This is a genomic window from Pseudomonas sp. C9, from assembly GCF_002000165.1.
Lineage (GTDB): Bacteria > Pseudomonadota > Gammaproteobacteria > Pseudomonadales > Pseudomonadaceae > Aquipseudomonas.
Genome location: NZ_MPAK01000001.1, coordinates 3,019,691 through 3,041,529, shown reverse-complemented (window position 1 = coordinate 3,041,529; position 21,839 = coordinate 3,019,691). Strand labels below are relative to the sequence as shown.

Annotated in this window: 14 protein-coding genes; 12 read left to right on the top strand and 2 right to left on the bottom strand. The window is 60.6% G+C overall.

The features are described 5' to 3' along the window. Positions 1-368: 368 nt before the first annotated feature. Complete coding sequence (locus tag BMS17_RS14200; RefSeq protein ID WP_046029843.1) at positions 369-1,745, bottom strand: L-serine ammonia-lyase; 1,377 nt, start codon at positions 1,743-1,745, stop codon at positions 369-371. A 435-nt stretch (positions 1,746-2,180) separates the two neighbouring features. Here BMS17_RS14200 and BMS17_RS14195 point away from each other — a divergent pair, with 435 nt between their 5' ends. The 3 genes from BMS17_RS14195 to choV all read left to right on the top strand — a co-directional run bounded on the left by BMS17_RS14195 (position 2,181) and on the right by choV (position 5,226). After that, positions 2,181-3,128: a choline ABC transporter substrate-binding protein gene (locus BMS17_RS14195; protein WP_046029842.1), complete on the top strand. Its 948-nt coding sequence runs from the start codon at positions 2,181-2,183 to the stop codon at positions 3,126-3,128. Between the two features lie 77 nt (positions 3,129-3,205). Beyond that, on the top strand, positions 3,206-4,051 hold the full coding sequence (gene choW / locus BMS17_RS14190; RefSeq protein WP_046030058.1) for a choline ABC transporter permease subunit: 846 nt from the start codon (positions 3,206-3,208) through the stop codon (positions 4,049-4,051). Next, positions 4,048-5,226: a choline ABC transporter ATP-binding protein gene (gene choV, locus BMS17_RS14185; protein WP_046029840.1), complete on the top strand. Its 1,179-nt coding sequence runs from the start codon at positions 4,048-4,050 to the stop codon at positions 5,224-5,226. Before choW ends, choV begins: the two co-directional genes overlap by 4 nt. Before the next feature lie 197 nt (positions 5,227-5,423). Here choV and betT read toward each other — a convergent pair whose 3' ends face one another. Continuing rightward, positions 5,424-7,421 (bottom strand): choline BCCT transporter BetT, encoded by a 1,998-nt coding sequence (betT, locus tag BMS17_RS14180; protein WP_077431137.1) that lies wholly within the window; start codon positions 7,419-7,421, stop codon positions 5,424-5,426. Positions 7,422-7,743: 322 nt separating this feature from the next. Between betT and betI the strand changes: the two genes are divergently transcribed. The 9 genes from betI (at position 7,744) to yccS (ending at position 21,752) form a co-directional block, all read left to right on the top strand. Then, positions 7,744-8,337 (top strand): transcriptional regulator BetI, encoded by a 594-nt coding sequence (gene betI / locus BMS17_RS14175; RefSeq protein WP_046029836.1) that lies wholly within the window; start codon positions 7,744-7,746, stop codon positions 8,335-8,337. 108 nt (positions 8,338-8,445) lie between these two features. Beyond that, positions 8,446-9,918, top strand: a complete 1,473-nt coding sequence (gene betB, locus BMS17_RS14170) for a betaine-aldehyde dehydrogenase (RefSeq protein ID WP_046029834.1) — start codon at positions 8,446-8,448, stop codon at positions 9,916-9,918. Positions 9,919-10,074: 156 nt separating this feature from the next. Continuing rightward, the gene (gene betA, locus BMS17_RS14165) at positions 10,075-11,778 is read left to right on the top strand and encodes a choline dehydrogenase (protein ID WP_077431136.1); all 1,704 of its coding nucleotides are present in this window, start codon (positions 10,075-10,077) and stop codon (positions 11,776-11,778) included. 266 nt (positions 11,779-12,044) lie between these two features. After that, entirely contained in the window at positions 12,045-13,487 is a 1,443-nt protein-coding gene (locus tag BMS17_RS14160; protein WP_077431135.1) for a TldD/PmbA family protein, read from the top strand. Next, a complete protein-coding gene (locus BMS17_RS14155; RefSeq protein ID WP_077431134.1) occupies positions 13,487-14,824 on the top strand; it encodes a TldD/PmbA family protein in 1,338 nt (445 codons plus the stop codon). The genes BMS17_RS14160 and BMS17_RS14155 overlap by 1 nt, the downstream gene beginning before the upstream one ends. A gap of 187 nt (positions 14,825-15,011) precedes the next feature. Continuing rightward, a complete protein-coding gene (gene mdtD / locus BMS17_RS14150) occupies positions 15,012-16,439 on the top strand; it encodes a multidrug transporter subunit MdtD (protein WP_046029825.1) in 1,428 nt (475 codons plus the stop codon). A gap of 231 nt (positions 16,440-16,670) precedes the next feature. Further along, a complete protein-coding gene (dbpA, locus tag BMS17_RS14145; protein WP_371916727.1) occupies positions 16,671-18,008 on the top strand; it encodes an ATP-dependent RNA helicase DbpA in 1,338 nt (445 codons plus the stop codon). Positions 18,009-18,167: 159 nt separating this feature from the next. Further along, positions 18,168-19,346, top strand: coding sequence for an NAD(P)/FAD-dependent oxidoreductase (locus tag BMS17_RS14140; protein WP_046030057.1), 1,179 nt, complete (start codon positions 18,168-18,170; stop codon positions 19,344-19,346). Positions 19,347-19,568: 222 nt separating this feature from the next. Next, positions 19,569-21,752, top strand: coding sequence for a YccS family putative transporter (gene yccS, locus BMS17_RS14135; protein WP_046029823.1), 2,184 nt, complete (start codon positions 19,569-19,571; stop codon positions 21,750-21,752). The last annotated feature ends 87 nt before the right edge of the window (positions 21,753-21,839 follow it).

Here is a 21,839-nt window from a genome sequence, read left to right as displayed (position 1 = left end):
GACGTCGCGGCATGTCTATATAAGCTGCGCAGCGAAGGGCGGATACAAGTGCCATTATCGACGGCAAACGCTCGGCCCTGTTGGGCGTGAGCAAATCGGTAGCACTTGTGGGAACAGGGCTGCGATGTGCTGCGAGAGAGTGTCACCGCAAGCACGGGTGACGGGCGGTCAGGGCCGGTTTGGATCCCTGGGTTTGGCAACGCCGCTTATCTATAAGCGACGCTCTAAAACGTGGCGTGTTTGGGTGCGGGTGTTCACTTAGCGCGCAGTTTTGACTGGTCTGACGCCATCGCGGGCAAGCCCGCTCCCACAGTTGATCGCATTCACCTGTGGGAGCCGGGCTTGCCCGCGATGAAGGCGACTCGGTCTCAGCACTCAACCGCGCTCACCGCCAACCCACCGCGCGAAGTCTCTTTATATTTGTCATGCATATCGGCGCCGGTATCACGCATGGTGCGAATCACCCGGTCCAGCGAAATGAAGTGCTGACCATCACCACGCAGGGCCATCTGCGCCGCGTTGATCGCTTTCACCGCGGCAATCGCGTTGCGCTCGATGCACGGCACTTGCACCAACCCGCCCACCGGATCGCAGGTCAGGCCGAGGTTATGCTCCAGGCCGATCTCGGCAGCGTTGCACAGCTGTTCCGGCGTAGCGCCGAGAATCTCCGCCAACCCGGCCGCCGCCATGGCGCAGGCCGAGCCGACTTCGCCCTGGCAACCGACTTCGGCGCCGGAGATCGAAGCGTTCTTTTTGCACAAGATCCCGACCGCTGCGGCACCAAGGAAGTAGTCGACGACATTGGCGTCGGTCACCGCCTCGCTGAATTTCATGAAGTAATGCAATACCGCCGGAATGATCCCCGCCGCACCGTTGGTCGGTGCCGTGACCATGCGGCCGCCGGCGGCGTTTTCTTCGTTGACCGCCAGGGCGAACAGGTTGACCCACTCCATGGCGCTCAAGGTCGAGCCGATCACGTTGGGTTTACCCAACTCCTGCAAGCTGCGGTGCAACTTGGCAGCGCGACGACGCACATTGAGGCCGCCAGGCAGGATGCCTTCGTGCTTGAGGCCCTGGTCGACACAATCTTGCATGGCGCGCCACAGCTTCATCAGGCCGGCGCGGATTTCTTCTTCACTGCGCCACACTTTCTCGTTGGCCATCATCAGTTCAGCCACCCGCAGATCGTGCTTTTTGCACAGTTCCAACAGCTCGGCGGCGCTGGAGAAATCGTACGGCAACACGGTGCGGTCAAGATCGACCACGCCACTGGATGCCTGGGCTTCATCCACGACAAAACCACCGCCGACGGAATAGTAGGTGTCGCGATGCAACTCGCCGTGATCGCCTTCGACAATCAGGGTCATGGCATTGGGGTGGAACGGCAGGTTTTCGTCGATCAGGCGCATGTCCCTGGCCCAGATGAAGGGCACCGACAAGCGACCATCGAGTAGCAACATGTGGGTTTCGCGCAGGGTTTCGATACGGATGCCGATTTGCGACGGGTCGATTGCGTCCGGCCACTCGCCCATCAGGCCCATGATCACCGCGTTGTCGCTGCCGTGACCAATGCCGGTAGCTGACAGCGAACCGTACAACTGGACTTCGACACGCCGTACTTGCTCCAGCAAATGCTTGTCACGCAGCGATTCAACAAACAGCGCGGCGGCCCGCATCGGCCCCACGGTGTGCGAACTGGAAGGGCCGATGCCGATTTTGAACAGGTCGAAAACACTGATAGCCATGACTGCCGAACTCCTGGATGTGCCGACTCCAGACGCAAAAGCGCCCAGTGGCGGAGCTGCTACGCTCAAGCTGCAATCCGCCGAGATGGCCGCATCATCAAGCTTTTGCCAGGTTGTTCGACGTCTCACACCGACGCACTCATGCTCACTAACGCCGCGTGTCTTTTACGTCGCGTTTTCGCCGTTTTTTTGCGGATCAGAGGGGGAAAGAGGGCTGAAAAAAGCTGTAAACGACGTCACCGACACTGGATGCGACCATCCCTGTACTGGATACGACGCACCCTGTAGGCGTCAGATTTTCAGTGGTACATGATCGTATCGACTCGATTGCAAGGCGCCGGGGTAGAGCTGTCTCCAAAACGCCATCCAACCGCAACCTATAAGTGCGGTGGTCCAGTCGGAACACTGCCAAAAAAAACACCAAGGAGTCCATCCATGAAAGGTTCCCCGTCGTTGTTGTTGGCCGCCATGCTGAGTCTGCCGTTACTGGCTCAAGCTGCTGAACCCGCTCAGTGCAGCACCGTAAACTTCTCCGATGTCGGCTGGACCGACATTACCGCGACAACCGCCACCACCAGCGTCGTGCTCAACGCTCTCGGCTACAAGACCAAGACCACCATGATTTCCGTGCCCGTGACCTACAAGTCCCTGGCCGACGGCAAGAACATGGACGTGTTCCTCGGTAACTGGATGCCGACCATGGAAAACGACATCAAGGCCTACCGCGATGCCGGCACCGTGGAAACTGTGCGCACCAACCTCAAGGGTGCCAAGTACACCCTCGCCGTACCTCAAGCCCTGTATGACAAGGGTCTGCATGACTTCGCCGACATCGCCAAATTCAAGAAAGAGCTCGACGGCAAGATCTACGGCATCGAGCCTGGCAACGACGGTAACCGTCTGATCCAGAGCATGATCGACAAGGACGCCTTCGGCCTCAAGACCGCCGGCTTCAAAGTCGTCGAGTCCAGCGAAGCCGGCATGCTGTCCCAGGTCGACCGCGCACAGAAACGCGACACCGCCGTGGTCTTCCTCGGCTGGGCACCGCACCCGATGAACAAGCGCTTCAAGATTCAATACCTGACCGGTGGTGACGACTTCTTCGGCCCCGACTTCGGTGCCGCCACCGTGGCAACCAACACCCGCAAGGGCTATGCCCAGGAATGCGGCAACGTGGGGACGCTGTTGAAAAACCTGGAGTTCACCGTCGACATGGAAAGTGAACTGATGGGCAACATCCTGGACGACAAGATGAAGCCTGACGCGGCCGCAAAGGCCTGGCTTAAAAAGAATCCACAGGTGCTCGATACCTGGCTCGCTGGCGTGACCACCATTGACGGTAAACCTGGCCTGGAGGCCGTGAAAGCCAAACTGACGCCTTGAATTAGGGAGCACCGTTTATGCCGGGCGGCGTACGCCGTCCGGGCTGTTTATTTCCTTGCATGCGGACGTTCACTACCATGCTGATTGATCAGAAAATACCTTTAGGCCAGTACATCGCAGGCTTCGTCGAATGGTTGACGCAACACGGCGCCAGCACCTTCGACGCAATCGCCCTGACACTGGAAACAATGATCCACGGCGTGACGTTTGCGCTGACCTGGTTCAACCCGCTGGCATTGATCGGCCTCATCGCGCTACTGGCCCACTTCATTCAACGCAAGTGGGGGCTGACGGTTTTCGTCATCGCCTCCTTCCTGCTGATCCTCAACCTGGGGTACTGGCAGGAAACCATGGAAACCCTCGCCCAGGTGTTGTTTGCCACCCTGGTCTGCGTGGTCATCGGCGTGCCGCTGGGCATCGTCGCCGCGCACAAACCAATGTTCTACACTTTAATGCGTCCGGTACTCGATCTGATGCAGACCGTACCGACCTTCGTTTACCTCATTCCTACCCTGACCCTCTTCGGGCTGGGTGTGGTGCCAGGCCTGATCTCCACGGTGGTGTTTGCGATTGCCGCGCCGATCCGCCTGACCTACCTGGGCATCCGCGATGTCCCGCAAGAACTGATGGACGCCGGCAAAGCCTTCGGCTGCTCGCGCCGTCAATTGCTCTCACGGATCGAACTGCCCCACGCCATGCCAAGCATCGCGGCCGGTATCACCCAGTGCATCATGCTGTCGCTGTCGATGGTGGTGATTGCGGCACTGGTGGGCGCCGATGGCCTGGGCAAACCCGTGGTCAACGCACTGAACACTGCCGATATCGCCCTGGGCTTTGAAGCGGGCCTGGCGATCGTATTGCTGGCGATCATGCTCGACCGTATCTGCAAACAACCCGACGCTAAAGTAGGGGGTGACGCATGAGCATTATTCGCTTTGAAGACGTCGACGTAATCTTCTCCAAAGACCCGCGCGAGGCGCTCAAGCTTCTCGACCAAGGCATGACCCGCGACCAGATCCTGAAAAAAACCGGGCAGATCGTCGGCGTTGAAAAAGCCAGCCTGGACATCGAGAAAGGCGAAATCTGCGTGCTGATGGGCCTGTCCGGGTCCGGCAAATCCAGCCTGCTGCGTTGCATCAACGGCCTCAACACCGTCAGCCGTGGCAAGTTGTTCGTCGAGCACGAAGGCAAGCAGATCGACATTGCTTCCTGCACCCCGGCAGAACTGAAAATGATGCGCACCAAGCGCATTGCGATGGTGTTCCAGAAATTCGCCCTGATGCCTTGGCTGACAGTGCGCGAGAACATCAGTTTCGGTCTGGAAATGCAGGGTCGCCCGGAGAAAGAACGCCGCAAACTGGTAGACGACAAGCTGGAGCTGGTGGGCCTGACCCAGTGGCGCAACAAGAAACCCGACGAGCTCTCCGGCGGTATGCAGCAACGTGTTGGCCTGGCCCGCGCCTTGGCGATGGACGCTGACATTCTGTTGATGGACGAACCGTTCTCGGCACTCGACCCGCTGATCCGCCAGGGACTGCAAGACGAACTGCTGGAACTGCAACGCAAGTTGCACAAGACCATCGTGTTCGTGAGTCACGACCTCGATGAAGCGCTCAAGCTCGGCAGCCGTATTGCAATCATGAAAGACGGCCGGATCATCCAGTACAGCAAGCCCGAAGAGATCGTGTTGAACCCGGCGGACGATTACGTGCGCACGTTCGTGGCTCACACCAATCCGCTCAACGTGTTGTGCGGTCGCAGCCTGATGCGCACGCTGGACAACTGCAAGCGCATCAACGGTTCGGTGTGCCTGGATCCGGGTGGCGATTCGTGGCTGGACCTGGCTGAAGGCAACACCATCAAGGGCGCTCGCCAGAACGGCGCGAACCTTGACCTGCAAAACTGGATTCCAGGGCAAGCGGTAGAAGGCTTGGGGCGTCGGCCGACGCTGGTGGACTCGAACATCGGCATGCGCGATGCGCTGCAGATTCGCTACCAGACCGGCAACAAGCTGGTGCTGCATGACAACAACAAAGTGGTCGGGATTCTGGGTGACAGCGAGCTGTATCACGCGTTGCTCGGCAAGAACCTGGGATAAGTCAGCAGACACAAAAACGCCGCGAGAGGATCGCGGCGTTTTTGTTTATGGGATATCGGGTGATGCCGTATCAGGTCTGATGGCCCCATCGCGGGCAAGCCCGCTCCCACATGGGCGGTGCATACCTTGTGGGAGCGGGCTTGCCCGCGATGAAGGACATGCGGTGCTTCAGACTGAAACACCGCATCACTCACACCTTAGCTATAAACCCGGCCAAGGAGTTGCCGATGGCTTTCAAACTGATCGAGCACGTCGCGGGTGATCTGATCCTGAGTGAAACCCATCAAGTCATAGTCCTGGCTGCCGTTGTGCAGGTACACCTCGGCGCGGTAGTAGCGCTGGCGTGTCTCATCGGACTGGGCCGACTCGGTTGGCGTAGCCAGATAGCCATCCAGGCTGATTTCGTAGACAAACGGATTGCCCTCCTCCATCTCGACCCGAACGCCCATGCAACGCTTGGATTTACCGAGCATGGTTTGCACTTGCAGACCTTGCGTACGCAGTTGCGCCGTCGCATCTTCCAATGCCGGGCTGACGTGCTTGTCCATGAAGCGCTGAACGATCGACTGGCTAGGTTGCAGGTCCAACTGAGTCAAACGCTCGGTGAAACCACGACGACCGCGTGCAGCCAGCTCCGCTTGCTCCTGTTCGATCTGCACGTCCTGGCGCATGGCCTTGTGCAAGCCGAACATGAAGAACACCAGCACCACCGAGAATGGCAGACCGGCCAGCACCACCATGGTTTGCATGGCTTCGAAGTTACCGGCAAACAGCAAGCCGATGGTCACCAGCGTGATCACCGCCGACCAGAAGATCCGCAACCAGTGCGGCGCATCTTCGTCGACATTGCCGCCCTTGCAGGAAAGGTTGGCCATCATCACCGCGCCGGAATCCGCCGGGGTCAGGAACAGCACGAAACCGACAAAGATCGACACGCCGATCACCACTTTCGACGCCGGGTAATGCTCAAGCAACTGGTAGATTGCCATGGACGGCTGTTCGAGCGCCGTCTTCCCGAGCTCCACCGCCCCATGGTTCATCACCAGGTCCAGGGCCGAGTTACCGAAGATCGACAGCCATGCCAGAGTGAAACCCAGTGGAATCAGCAGCACGCCGGCCACCAGCTCGCGCACGGTGCGACCACGGGAAATACGTGCGATGAACATGCCGACGAATGGGGCCCAGGAAATCCACCACGCCCAGTAGAACAGGGTCCACAGACCCAGCCAGCGGTCGGACTTTTCACTGTCGCCTTCGTACACGTAGAGGTCGAAGGTCTTCAGCACTACGCCGTTCAGGTAGTCACCGACGTTCTGCACAAAACCGTTGAGCAGGTGCAATGTCGGGCCGAACAGCAGCACGAAAATCAGCAGGCCGCTGAACAGCACGATGTTCAGGTTAGACAGACGGCGGATGCCGTTTTCCACGCCCGACACGGCAGCGATGGTCGCCACGGTGCTCATCACGATGATCACGATCAGCAGGTTGGTGTTGCTGTGCTCCATGCCGAACAGGTTTTCCAGGCCCGACGACACTTGCAACGAACCAATCCCCAGGTTCGTCACCAGCCCCAGCAGGGTCACGAACATGCCAAAGCCGTCCACCGCATGACCGGCCGCGCCTTTGACCCAACGCTCGCCCACCAGCGGATACAACGCCGAACGCAACGCCAGCGGCTGGTTGTGACGGTAAGCAAAGTAAGCAACGGCCAGACCGACCAGTGCGTAGATCGCCCAGCCATGCAGGCCCCAGTGCAGGAACGTCAGTTGAACAGCCTGACGCGCGGCCATGTTGCTGGCGGCCACGCCTTCGGGCGGGTTGAAGTAGTGGTCCAGCGGCTCGGACGCACCGAAGTACAACAGCGAGATGCCGATACCCGACGAGAACAGCATCCCCGCCCAGGCACCGTAGCTGAAGTCCGGGGTGTCGTCCTTGCTGCCCAGTTTGAGCTTGCCGTACGACGAAAACGCCAGGCCCACCACGAACACGAGGTAAGCGGCGATCACCACCATGTAGTACCAGCCGAAGCTGCGGGACAACCAGGCCTGAGCAATACCGAGCAATCTGCCGGCCTCTTGCGGGGCGATGATCAGAATGGCGGTCAACAACAGGATCAACGCGGTAGAGGTGTAGAACACCCAACCGTTGACCGTCACCTTATCGGGTGGGGTCTTTATAAGAGAGGCAGAACTCATGGCACAGATGCTCCAGCAAGTGCGAGAGAAGAACACAAGGCAACGCGATACCCGACCAATCGGTTAGTTGGCAGCCGACCAGTGGGTGATATAAAGACACCCCGAAAAAAGCCCGAAACCCCAAGAGCGCCAGAGCGCGTAGGTTTCGAGCATTTTCGAATGTCGTTTTTTCGCCAGCTACACGTAGGAAAAAACGCAGGCAGCGACGATTTGTCGCAGATCTTATTCTTTGTTGATTGAACGTTCAATCAAAACAAAATAGACTGGCCCTCAATCCGGTAGCCGTTTGACGTCCACCGGAAGGCCTAAGGAGATGTGCAAGATGCCCAAGGTCGGTATGCAACCCATCCGCCGCCAGCAATTGATCGAAGCCACGTTGCAGGCCGTCGATCAAGTCGGCATGGGGGACGCCAGCATTGCGCTGATCGCCCGTTTGGCCGGTGTCTCGAATGGCATCATCAGTCACTATTTTCAGGACAAGAATGGCCTGATTGCCGCCACGATGCGGTATCTGATGACCGCCCTCAGCGAGAGCGTCACCTTGCGCCGTCAGGCGCTGGCAGATGACAGCCCACGGGCGCATCTGCAGGTGATCATCGAAGGCAACTTCGACGCCAGCCAGGTCAATGGCCCGGCAATGAAAACCTGGTTGGCCTTCTGGGCTACCAGCATGCACCAGCCGTCTTTGCACAGGTTGCAGCGGATCAACGATCACCGTCTGTATTCCAACCTGTGCTGCGAGTTCCGCCGCGTATTGCCGCTCGATGATGCGCGCACTGCAGCCCGTGGCCTCGCAGCCCTGATTGACGGGTTGTGGTTGCGCGGCGCGTTGTCGGGAGACGCTTTCGACACCGGGCAGGCGCTTCAGATCGCTTACGAATACATGGATACCCAACTGGCCAAGCGGGTGAGTTAGAGCACACATAAACGCTCAATCCCCGAACCGCCACTGGCCAGCGCCGCCAACGCTTCACGGCACGCCCCGGTGGTCAACGCCAACCACTTATGCACTTGCGAGGACTTTATGGCCCGTTTCGAACTGCAAAAACTCTACATCGATGGCGGCTACAGTGACGCCAGCAGCGACGCCACTTTCGAAGCCATCAACCCGGCTAACGGTGAAGTCCTCGCAAAAGTACAACGCGCGACCCAGTCAGACGTCGAGCGCGCCGTGGTCAGCGCCGAAAAGGGCCAGAAAATCTGGGCCGCGATGACCGCCATGGAGCGTTCGCGCATCCTGCGTCGTGCCGTCGACATCCTGCGCGAGCGCAACGATGAGCTGGCCGCCCTGGAAACCCTGGACACCGGCAAGTCGTACTCCGAAACCCGCTACGTCGACATCGTCACCGGCGCTGACGTGCTGGAATACTACGCAGGCCTGGTGCCAGCCATCGAAGGCGAGCAGATCCCGCTGCGCACCACTTCATTCGTCTACACCCGTCGCGAGCCGCTGGGTGTCGTGGCCGGGATCGGCGCGTGGAACTACCCGATCCAGATCGCCCTGTGGAAATCCGCACCTGCCCTGGCGGCCGGTAACGCGATGATCTTCAAACCAAGCGAAGTCACCTCGCTGACCACCCTGAAACTGGCCGAGATCTACACCGAAGCCGGCTTGCCAGCGGGTGTATTCAACGTGCTGACCGGCAGCGGCCGTGAAGTCGGCACCTGGTTGACCGAACACCCACGTATCGAAAAAATCTCCTTCACCGGCGGCACCGACACCGGCAAGAAGGTCATGGCCAGCGCTTCGGCCTCGTCGCTCAAAGACGTGACCATGGAACTGGGCGGCAAGTCCCCGCTGATCATTTTCGACGACGCCGACCTCGATCGCGCTGCCGACACTGCAATGATGGCCAACTTCTACAGCTCCGGCCAGGTCTGCACCAACGGCACTCGCGTGTTCGTACCGAGCCACTTGAAAGCCGCTTTCGAAGCCAAGATCGCTGAACGCGTTGCGCGCATCCGCGTTGGCAACCCGGAAGACGAAAACACCAACTTCGGCCCGCTGGTCAGCTTCGCTCACATGGAGAGCGTGCTGGGTTACATCGCCAAGGGTAAAGAAGAAGGCGCTCGCGTTCTGTGCGGCGGCAGCCGTCTGACCGAAGGCGAATTCGCCAAAGGCGCATTCGTGGCCCCGACCGTGTTCACCGACTGCACCGACGACATGACCATCGTGCGCGAAGAAATCTTCGGCCCGGTGATGGCGATCCTGACTTACGAAACCGAAGAAGAAGTGATCCGTCGTGCCAACGACACCGACTTCGGCCTGGCCGCTGGCGTTGTCACCAAGGACCTGAACCGCGCTCACCGCGTGATTCATCAACTGGAAGCCGGTATCTGCTGGATCAACGCCTGGGGCGAATCCGACGCCAAGATGCCGGTCGGCGGTTACAAGCAGTCGGGCGTTGGCCGTGAGAACGGCATCAGCTCACTGAACAACTTCACCCGCATCAAATCGGTACAGGTCGAACTGGGCGATTACGCCTCGGTGTTCTAAGGCGCACCCGAAAACCCTGTAGCAGCTGCCGAGGAACGAGGCTGCGTTGCGCGTCCGCAGGACCGCCCTCAAAGGGGTCGCTGCGCAACCCAACGCAGCCTCGTGCCTCGGCAGCTGCTACAGGTGACCTGACCAACTTCAAAGAGGGTGCATTCAATGTCCCAAGAATTCGATTACATCATCATCGGTGCCGGTTCGGCCGGTAACACCCTGGCGACCCGTCTGACTGAAGACGAAGGCGTCACTGTCCTGCTGCTGGAAGCCGGCGGCCCGGATTACCGTTTCGACTTCCGCACACAGATGCCGGCCGCCCTGGCGTTCCCGCTGCAAGGTCGTCGCTACAACTGGGCCTACGAAACCGATCCAGAACCCTACATGGACGGTCGCCGGATGGAATGCGGTCGCGGCAAGGGCCTCGGTGGTTCCTCGCTGATCAACGGCATGTGCTACATCCGCGGCAACGCGATGGACTACGACAACTGGGCCAAGCTGCCAGGCCTGGAAGACTGGGATTACCTGAACTGCCTGCCGTATTTCCGCAAAGCCGAAACCCGCGACATCGGCCCGAACGATTACCACGGTGGCGATGGCCCGGTCAGCGTGACCACGCCAAAAGCCGGCAACAACCCGCTGTTCCACGCCATGGTTGAAGCGGGCGTGCAAGCCGGCTACCCGCGCACTGAAGACTTGAACGGTTACCAGCAAGAAGGCTTCGGCCCGATGGACCGTACCGTGACGCCGAAAGGTCGTCGTGCCTCCACCGCTCGCGGTTACCTGGACGTCGCCAAGAAGCGTTCGACCCTGTCCATCGTCACCCACGCCCTGACTGACAAGATCCTGTTCGAAGGCAAGCGTGCCGTTGGCGTGCGTTACCTGATCGGTGCCGCCGAAGAGCGCGTTGAAGTCCGTGCCCGCAAAGAAGTGCTGCTGTGCTCCGGCGCCATCGCTTCGCCGCAGATTCTGCAACGCTCCGGCGTCGGCCCGGCCGAACTGCTCAACAAGCTCGACATCCCGGTGGTCCACGACCTGCCAGGCGTCGGCGAAAACCTGCAGGATCACCTTGAGCTGTACCTGCAATACGCCTGCACCCAACCGGTTTCGCTGTACCCGTCGCTGCTCTGGTACAACCAGCCAGCCATCGGTGCCGAATGGCTGTTCAACGGCACCGGCATCGGCGCCAGCAACCAGTTCGAAGCCGGCGGTTTCATCCGCACCCGTCCGGAATTCGAATGGCCGAACATCCAGTACCACTTCCTGCCGGTCGCGATTAACTACAACGGCAGCAACGGTGTGCAAGAGCACGGTTTCCAGGCGCACATGGGTTCCATGCGTTCGCCAAGCCGTGGCCGCATCCAGGCCAAGTCCAAGGATCCGCGCGAGTACCCGAGCATCCTGTTCAACTACATGGCCACCGAGCAAGACTGGCAAGAATTCCGCGACGGCATCCGCCTGACCCGTGAAATCATGCAACAGCCGGCTCTCGACGCTTTCCGTGGCCGCGAAATCAGCCCCGGCATCGACGTGCAGACCGACGAGCAACTGGACACGTTCATCCGCGAGCACGCCGAAACCGCGTTCCACCCGTCCTGCTCGTGCAAGATGGGCACCGACGAGATGGCAGTGGTCGATGGCGAAGGCCGCGTGCATGGCATGCAAGGTCTGCGCGTGGTCGATGCCTCGATCATGCCGATCATCACCACCGGCAACCTGAACGCGCCGACGATCATGATGGCCGAGAAAATCGCCGACAAGATCCGTGGCCGCAAGCCGTTGCCGCGCAGCACCGCCAACTACTATGTGGCGGGCGAAGCGCCGGTGAAGGGCAAGCCTTTGCGTGATGTGAGCGCTACTGCTCAGTAAGACCGTCACACCGAGGCGCTGCCTTCGCGAGCAAGCCCGCTCCCACATTTGACCGAGTCGCCAGATAACGACGCGGTCAAATGTGGGAGCGGGCTTGCTCGCGAAGGGGGCCGCCATAACACCACACCTCTCCCGGTAACATTTTCCTACACCGATCCAAGCTTGATCCTACCCCCCGCGCAGGCCTAATCTAGCGCCACGCAAACGTTTCACCTCCCCCCTCGCACGACCGCAGCACCGCCACTCCATTCCAAGGAGGTTCCCGAATGTTCGATTTCCACCCCCAGCTCAAGCAGCGCTTTGCTGCCTTGCGCACGGGCGCTGAATTTTTTTCGCTGCGTTATGTGCGCGAGTCCGGCCAATACCTGTCGGTGCGCAAGAACGTCGCCGAACCTCCAAGCCTGAGCCGTGACGAAGGGGCAATGTTGACCGTGCGGGTCAACGGCGTCGAAGCCTACGCCGCCACCAACGACCTGTCGCAACAAGGCCTGCAATCAGCCCTGGACCGAGCCGAACAACAAGCCCGCCGGCTCAAGCCCCACGCGTTGCTCGACCTGCGTGACCAACCCGTCTCCAGTGATCGCGCCGACTACTTTTCGCCCAACCTCGACCAGCCCTTCCCGTCCCTGAGCGACTGCTACCAATTGCTCGGTGCCGAATCCGCGTCAGTGCCCAAGGACGAGCGATTAGTGAACTGGCAGGTGAGCATTGGCATCACCCACGTCGAACAGATTTACCTCAACAGCGCCGGCGCCGAACTGCGTCAGGCCCAGCGTTTTGTCTACCCGGGCCTGGACGTCACCGCCTATGACGGCAGCGACAGCCAGACCCGCAGCCTGGGCCGCGAGAATTTTGGCCAGCAGGGCGGCGCCGATGTCATCAGCCGTTGCGGCCTGATCGGCGCCGGCCCGACCGTCGCCGATCAGGCACTGCAATTGCTGCTGGCGCCGAACACTCCGCAAGGTCCGCGTGATCTGTTGCTGATGCCCGACCAGATGATGCTGCAGATCCACGAATCCATCGGCCACCCGCTGGAGCTGGACCGCATCCTCGGTGACGAGCGTAATTACGCCGGCACCAGCTTCGTCAAGACAGAGGATTTCGGCCATCTGCAATACGGCTCAAAGCTACTCAACGTGACCTTCGACCCGGACATCCCCGAGCAGCTCGCCAGCTACGGCCATGACGACGACGGCACCGCCGCGAGCAAGCAGTTCCTGATCAAGGAAGGTTTGCTGCTACGTCCATTGGGCGGTGCGCTGTCGCAGTTCCGCGCGGGCATGGACGGCGTCGCCAACAGCCGCGCCTGCGGCTGGAACCGCCCGCCGATCGACCGCATGGCCAACCTCAACATCGAACCCGGCGATCAACCGCTGGCGCAACTGATCGGCAATATCGAACACGGCATCATGATGTCGACCAATCGATCGTGGTCCATCGACGATGCGCGCAACAAGTTCCAGTTCGGTTGCGAATGGGCACAGTTGATTGAAAACGGTGAGCTCAAAGGCGTGGTGAAAAACCCGAACTACCGGGCGATTTCCGCGCACTTCTGGAAAAGCCTCAGCGCCGTCGGTGACGCCAGCACCTTCAAGGTCCTGGGCACCCCCAACTGCGGCAAAGGTGAACCGAACCAGGTGATCCGCGTCGGCCACGCCTCGCCGGCTTGTGTGTTCAGCAACGTAGATGTGTTTGGAGGAGACGCCTGATGAGTACGTCAAACAATCAGGCCGAGTCGTTCAAGGCATTGGTCAAGTGGCTGCGCGAGGCGATTCGCGAGCCGGAACAGTTCACCCTCAGCTACGCCGCCGAATCCTCGGCCTTCGTGCGTTTCAACCACGCCAAGGTGCGGCAGGCCGGGCAGGTGCAGCAGGCGAGTCTCGGTTTCAAACTGGTCAACGATGGCCGCCACGCCGACCTTGAAATCACACTGGCCGGCGACCCGGACGTTGACGTGCAGCGTCTGGCCGAAGGCCTGCAACAGCTGCGCGAAACCTTGCCATTGTTGCCGCAGGATCCGTACCTGCTGCTCAACCACAACGGCTGGCAGAGCAAGAATGTGCAGGATCATCCGCTGCCGGATACCGAGCAGGTAGTTGCCGAAATCACTCAGGCCGCCGAAGGGCTGGACCTGGTGGGTTTCTACGCGGCAGGCCCGATCAGCCGTGGCTTCGCCAGTTCGTCGGGCGCGTTTGGCTGGCATCAAGCCAACAGTTTCAACTTCGATTTCAGCCTGTTCCACGACAATGGCCAGGCGGTGAAAGCCAGTTACGCCGGGCACGACTGGAACAGTGAAGGGTTCGCCAAGCGCTTCCAGCAGGCACGTGAGCAGCTGGCGTTTCTCGGTCGACCGTTGCGTACGTTGGCACCGGGGCAGTACCGCGCCTACCTCGCCCCGGCGGCGCTTGAAGAAATCATGGGCATGCTCTGCTGGGGGGGATTTTCGGCGCAGTCGATTGCCAGCAAAACCAGCCCGCTGCAAAAGCTTTATGCGGGGGACAGTGCATTCAGCCCGCAGGTGTCCATTGATGAAAAAGTCAGTGGTTCGTTAAGCCCGGCGTTCTCCGGCGAAGGTTACCCACGCAGTGATCTGGGGTTGATCGTCGAAGGCAAGGCCGGCGCGCAAATGGTCAGTTCCCGCAGCGCAGCCGAGTACGGCTTGACCGCCAACGGGGCCGGCGGCGGTGAGATGCCGAGCGCATTGAACATGGCGGCCGGGACGTTGCCTGAAGCCGAGATCCTCAAGCAACTGGGCACGGGGTTGTACATCAGCAACCTCTGGTACTTGAATTACTCCGATCAACCGGGGGCACGCATGACCGGCATGACGCGGTTTGCGACGTTCTGGGTCGAGAACGGCGAGATTCAGGCACCGGTGAGCACCATGCGTTTTGATGACAGCGCCTACAGTTTGCTCGGTTCGCAGCTGGAAGCATTGACCGAGGAACGCGAGTTGTTGCTGTCGGCGAGTACCTACAGCCAGCGGGCCACGGCGTCGGCGTTGCTGCCGGGGGCCCTAATCAAAAAACTTACACTGACCCTGTAATTACCCTGTAGCAGCTGGCGAAGCCTGCGTTCGAGGACGCAGTCCTCGCCGGTTCAGCAATCACGGTATTACAGACGGAACACCGTGGCCGATTTGCGAGGACTTCGTCCTCGAACGCAGGCTCCGCCAGCTGCTACAGGGTTCACCGTTCTGCAGATTGTTTCGCCTAAAACCCGCAAGAGGTCCCATGCCCAACCGCCCACCTCTCGACGCTGTCACCGCCCGCTGGATCCCGTGGGTCGTCGCCATTGCTTTTTTCATGCAGTCCCTCGACGGGACCATCCTCAACACCGCCCTGCCGGCCATGGCTCGGGACCTGGCGGAAGACCCGTTGCGCATGCAGGGCGTGATCATCGCCTACATGCTTACCGTCGCCTTGCTGATCCCCGCCTCTGGCTGGATCGCCGACCGCTTCGGCACCAAGAAGATCTTCTTCAGCGCGATCCTGTTGTTCAGTCTCGGCTCATTGCTCTGCGCCCTATCCAGCAGCCTGACCATGCTGAACGGCGCCCGAGTGATTCAGGGTCTGGGCGGGGCGCTGATGCTGCCGGTCGGTCGACTGGTGGTACTGCGTGCCTACCCGCGTTCGGAACTGGTGCGGATCATGGGGTTCATCACCATTCCCGGCCTGCTCGGCCCGTTGATCGGCCCGACTATGGGCGGCTGGATGGTGCAATACCTGACATGGCACTGGATCTTTCTGATCAACCTGCCGGTCGGGCTGGTCGGTTGCTACGCCGTGTGGAAATTCATCCCGGACCTGCGTGGCTCCGAGCGCACCCGTTTCGATAGCCTGGGCTTTGTGCTGTTTGGCGCGGCGATGATTTTGATCACCATCGCCATGGAAGGCCTGGGCGAACTGCACCTGCCTCACTTGCGGGTGATGCTGCTGTTGTTCGGCGGCATGGCCTGCCTGGCGGCGTACTGGTTGCGGGCCGGGCATATCGACAATCCGCTGTTCGCGCCGTCGCTGTTCAAGACCCGGACCTTCGCCGTCGGCATTCTCGGCAATCTGTTCGCCCGGCTCGGCAGCGGCGCCCTGCCCTTCCTCGTGCCGTTGTTGCTGCAAGTGGCGCTGGGTTACTCGCCGTCACAGGCCGGGATGAGCATGCTGCCGCTGGCCGCGGCGGCGATGATCGCCAAGTGGGTCGCGCGACCGCTGATCGAGCGTTGGGGCTATCGCATCGTGCTCACCGGCAACACCTTGGCGCTGGGGATCATGTTGGCGAGCATGGGCCTGGTCAGCGAACAGACGCCGTACTGGCTGCTGCTGTGTCTGCTGGCGATTCTCGGGGCGATCAACTCGCTGCAATTTACCGCGATGAACACCGTGACCCTGATCGACCTCGACGACGCCAGCGCCAGCAGCGGCAACAGCCTGTTGTCGGTGGTGGCGCAATTGTCCCTGAGCCTGGGGGTTGCGTGCGCCGGTGCGTTGCTCGGCGGCTTTACCGCAGAGATCGGCAACGATGGCGTGGAGACGGTTCTGGGCGCGTTCCAACTGACGTTTGTGACCGTCGGCATCATGGCAATGCTCGCCGCCACGATATTTTCCCAGCTCTCACCAACAGATGGCCGACGGATGGTCAGCCGCGAGCACGATATAGAGCACTGACTTGTAGCAGCTGCCGAGGCACGAGGCTGCGTTGGGCTGCGAAGCGGCCCCCGATAGCGGTCCTGCGGACACGCAACGCAGCCTCGTGCCTCGGCAGCTGCTACAGGCTATTCGTCCAGAATTTGCAGGTAGAGAGGGCGAGACTGGTACACTGCGCGACATTTTGTTTTGCAGGCCAGTCCCGTGACCACCATCGCCACCGCTTTTAATACTTTGCCGCTGTCCGCCGCCATGCTGGCTAACCTCGACTCCCTCGGTTATGCCCAGATGACGCCGATCCAGGCGCAAAGCTTGCCGGTGATCCTCAAGGGGATGGACCTGATCGCCCAGGCCAAGACCGGCAGCGGCAAGACCGCCGCCTTCGGTATCGGCCTGCTGAACCCGATCAATCCGCGCTACTTCGGTTGCCAGGCGCTGATCCTGTGCCCGACCCGCGAGCTGGCCGACCAGGTCGCCAAGGAAATCCGTCGCCTGGCCCGTGCCGAAGACAACATCAAGGTCCTGACCCTGTGCGGCGGCGTGTCCCTCGGCCCGCAGATCGCTTCGCTGGAACATGGCGCGCACATCATCGTCGGCACGCCGGGGCGCATTCAGCAGCACCTGCGCAAAGGTTCGCTGGTATTGCACGGCCTCAACACGCTGATTCTCGACGAAGCTGACCGCATGCTCGACATGGGTTTCTACGACTCCATCGAAGAGATCATCATGCAGGCGCCGGAGCGTCGCCAGACCCTGCTGTTTTCCGCCACCTACCCGGTGGGCATCAAGCAGTTGGCCTCGAAGTTCATGCGCAACCCGCAGCAAGTGAAGGCCGAGGCGTTCCACGACGACTCACAGATCGAACAGCGCTTCTACGAGATATCCCCGGAAGAGCGCATGAGCGTCGTGACCAAGGTCCTCGGCCACTTCCGCCCGGCGTCCTGCGTAGCCTTCTGCTACACCAAGCAACAGGTTCAGGAAACCGTCGATCACCTGACCGCCAAAGGCATCTCCGCCGTCGGCCTGCACGGCGATCTGGAACAGCGTGACCGCGACCAGGTGCTGGCGATGTTCGCCAACCGCAGTACTTCAGTACTGGTAGCCACCGACGTCGCCGCTCGCGGCCTGGACATCGACTCGCTGGACATGGTGATCAACGTCGAACTGGCCCGCGATTCGGAAATCCACATCCACCGCGTCGGCCGTACCGGTCGCGCCGGTGAGAAAGGCCTCGCGATCAGCCTGGTCGCACCGCCCGAAGCGCAGCGCGCCCAAGCCATCGAACATTTGCAGCAGACGCCATTGACCTGGGACCTGGTGGACAACCTCACCAGCCAGGGCGGTGGTCCGTTGCTGCCGCAGATGAGCACCCTGTGCATCGGCGCCGGCCGTAAAGACAAGGTTCGTCCGGGTGACATTCTGGGCGCACTGACCGGTGATGCCGGCATTCCGGGCGCTCAGGTCGGCAAGATCGCGATTTTCGACTTCCAGGCTTTTGTGGCCGTTGAACGCGGAATCGCCAAACAAGCCTTGCAGCGCCTGAACGACGGCAAGATCAAGGGCCGCTCGCTGCGCGTACGGATTTTGTAAGAACAACGAATAACCCCTGTGGGAGCCGGGCTTGCCCGCGATGACGGACTAACAGTCAACAATGATGTTGAATGTGCAGGCCTCATCGCGGGCAAGTCGAATCGTCGCACCGCCGGTCCCACAGTTTGTTTTGTGGTGTTACATGAAGAGGACACCGTTTTGCGCTCTACCGAAGTCGTGATCATTGGCGCTGGCGCCGCAGGGTTGATGTGTGCGCTGACCGCCGCCGGGCGCGGGCGCAAGGTGATGTTGCTCGACCATGCAAACAAGGCCGGCAAAAAAATCCTGATGTCGGGCGGTGGCCGCTGCAATTTCACCAACATGTACACCGAACCGGGCAATTTCCTCTCGCAAAACGAACACTTCTGCAAATCTGCACTGGCGCGCTACACCCAGTGGGACTTCATCGGCATGGTCGCCAAACACGGCGTGCCGTACCACGAGAAGAAGCTCGGCCAACTGTTCTGCGATAACAAATCCAGCGACATCCTGGAGATGCTGCTCAACGAATGCGATCAGGTCGGCGTGAGCCTGCACCTGGACACCTCGATCCAGACCATCGAGAAGCTCGAAAGCGGTTATCTGCTGGACACGACGCTAGACCAAATCACCTGCGAATCCCTGGTGATCGCCACGGGCGGCCTGTCGATCCCGACGCTGGGCGCGACCGGTTTCGGCTATCAAGTCGCCAAACAGTTTGGCCACGACTTGCTGCCAACCCGCGCCGGCCTGGTGCCGTTCACCATCACCGATCAGCTCAAAGAGCTTTGCACCGAATTGTCCGGTACCTCGGTGGATTGCCTGGTCAGTTGCAACGATCAAAGCTTTCGCGAAAACATCCTGTTCACTCACCGCGGCCTCAGTGGCCCGGCGATTTTGCAGATTTCTTCGTTCTGGGAATCCGGCGACACGGTTGAGATCAACCTGATGCCGGACCACGACGTACACGCCTGGCTGCAACAGCAGCAGGCTGAACGCGCGAACAGCGAACTGAAAACCCTGCTGGGGGAAATCTTCACCAAGAAGATGGCCAACCTGCTGGCGGACAACTGGTTCGTGTCCAAACCGATGAAGCAGTACACCCACGCGGAAATTGCCGACATCGCCGAGAAACTGGCGAGCTGGAAAGTGGTGCCGGCCGGTACCGAAGGTTATCGTACGGCCGAGGTAACGCTGGGCGGCGTCGACACGAACGAAGTGTCATCCAAAACCATGGAGTCGCTGAAAAGCCCGGGGTTGTACTTCATCGGTGAAGTGCTGGATGTCACCGGGCATCTGGGCGGTTTCAACTTCCAGTGGGCGTGGGCCTCCGGCTACGCCGCCGCACAATACACCTGATTCAGCGCAATACCTGTAGGAGCCGAGCTTGCTCGCGATGACGGATTAACGTTCAACAATGATGCTGAACGTTAGACCGCTATCGCGAGCAAGCTCGGCTCCTACATTGACCACGTGTGGTATCAAGGAACAGATTTTGCTGTCAGATGTGATCGGCGCCATTGCGTCGGCGTCATTACTGGCTCAATTTAGCGTCATTGCCTCGGAAGGCCTTCGCACTTCATGTCATCGACTCCTCTTCGTCAGTCTCTGCGTCGCCTCTGGGCACTGGATAAATTCAGCTACAGCGTGCGGGTGTTCATCGCCCTGACCGGCAGCATGGCGGTCTGTTGGTATCAGGATGAAATGGGCCTGCTGATCCCATTGTTCCTGGGGATTATCGCCAGCGCCCTGGCCGAGACCGACGACAGTTGGCAGGGCCGCCTCAACGCGCTGGCCGTAACGCTGGTGTGTTTCAGCGTTGCGGCCTTCTCCGTCGAACTGCTGTTTCCCTACCCCTACATATTCATCATTGCCCTGGCCCTGGCCAGCTTCGGCCTGACAATGCTCGGCGCCCTCGGCGAACGTTATGGCGCCATTGCCTCGGCGACGCTGATTCTCTCGGTCTACACGATGATCGGCGTGGACCAGCGCGGTGGTGCGGTCACCGATTTCTGGCATGAACCGGTGCTGCTGGTAGCCGGTGCGGCCTGGTACGGTTTGCTGTCGGTGCTGTGGCAGGCGATGTTTTCCAACCAGCCTGTGCAGCAGAGCCTGGCGCGGTTGTTCCGCGAACTGGGTTTTTACCTGAAGCTCAAGTCGTCGCTGTTCGAGCCGATCCGGCAGATGGACGTGGAAGCGCGGCGCCTGGAACTGGCCCAGCAGAATGGGCGTGTGGTGGCGGCATTGAACGCGGCCAAGGAAATCATTCTGCACCGGGTCGGCAATGGGCGGCCGGGCTCGAAAGTCAGTCGCTACCTGAAATTGTATTTCCTCGCCCAGGACATCCACGAGCGCGCCAGTTCTTCGCACTACCCCTACAACGCACTCGCCGAGGCCTTTTTCCACAGCGACGTGCTGTTCCGCTGCCAGCGCCTGCTACGTCAGCAAGGCAAGGCGTGCCGCGCCCTCGCCGAATCGATCCAGATGCGCCAGCCGTTCATCTATGACGCGAGTTTCGCCGAAGCCCTGGGCGATCTGAACGCCTCCATCGAACACCTGCGCATCCAGAGCAACCCGGCCTGGCGAGGCCTGTTGCGATCGCTGCGGGCACTGGCGGCCAACCTGGCGACACTCGACCGTTTGCTCAGCGACGCGAGCAACCCCGATGCGCTGGCCGATGCTACCGACAGCAGCCTGCTCGACCGTTCGCCGCGCAACCTCAAAGATGTGTGGATGCGCTTGCGCACACAACTGACGCCGACGTCGTTGCTGTTCCGCCATGCACTGCGTTTGCCCCTCGCGTTGAGCATCGGCTACGGCATGGTGCACTTGATTCACCCGTCCCAGGGCTACTGGATCATCCTCACCACGCTGTTCGTGTGTCAGCCGAACTACGGCGCCACCCGCCGCAAACTCGGCCAACGGATCATCGGCACCGCGATCGGCCTGACGGTGGCCTGGGCGTTGTTCGATCTGTTTCCCAATCCGTTGATCCAGTCGTGCTTCGCAATCGCCGCCGGGGTGGTGTTCTTTATCAACCGTACGACGCGCTACACCTTGGCCACGGCGGCGATCACCTTGATGGTGCTGTTCTGCTTCAACCAGGTCGGCGACGGTTACGGGCTGTTCCTGCCGCGGCTGCTCGATACCTTGCTCGGCAGCCTGATCGCCGGGCTGGCGGTGTTCCTGTTCCTGCCGGACTGGCAGGGTCGACGCCTGAACAAGGTGCTGGCCAACACCCTCACCTGCAACAGCATTTACCTGCGCCAGATCATGCAGCAATACGCGTCTGGCAAAAGTGACGACCTGGCGTATCGCCTGGCGCGACGCAACGCGCACAACGCCGACGCGGCGCTGTCGACGACGCTGGCCAACATGCTCATGGAGCCTGGGCACTTCCGGAAAGAAGCGGATGTCGGCTTTCGTTTTCTGGTGCTGTCACACACGTTGCTCAGCTATTTGTCCGGGCTGGGGGCGCATCGCGAAACCCCACTGCCAGCGGAGGTGCGTGAACAGTTGATCGACGGCGCCGGAGTGAGCCTGGCCGCGAGCATCGACGAAATCGCCCAAGGCCTGGCAAGCAAACAGCCGATTGCCATTCAGAGTGATGAGGAAGAGGCGCTGGCCAACACCCTTGAGCAGATGCCGGATGAAATCGATGAAGGGCAGCGGCTGGTGCAGACGCAATTGGCGTTGATTTGTCGGCAGCTTGGACCGTTGCGGACGTTGGCGGCGCATTTGATTAAAGACACCAGCGAAGACTAAGTTGTGTGTTGTCTGGGCCGGCCTCATCGCGGGCAAGCCCGGCTCCCACAGGAGATCTTTGCAACACCCTGGATCAGTGTGGGAGCG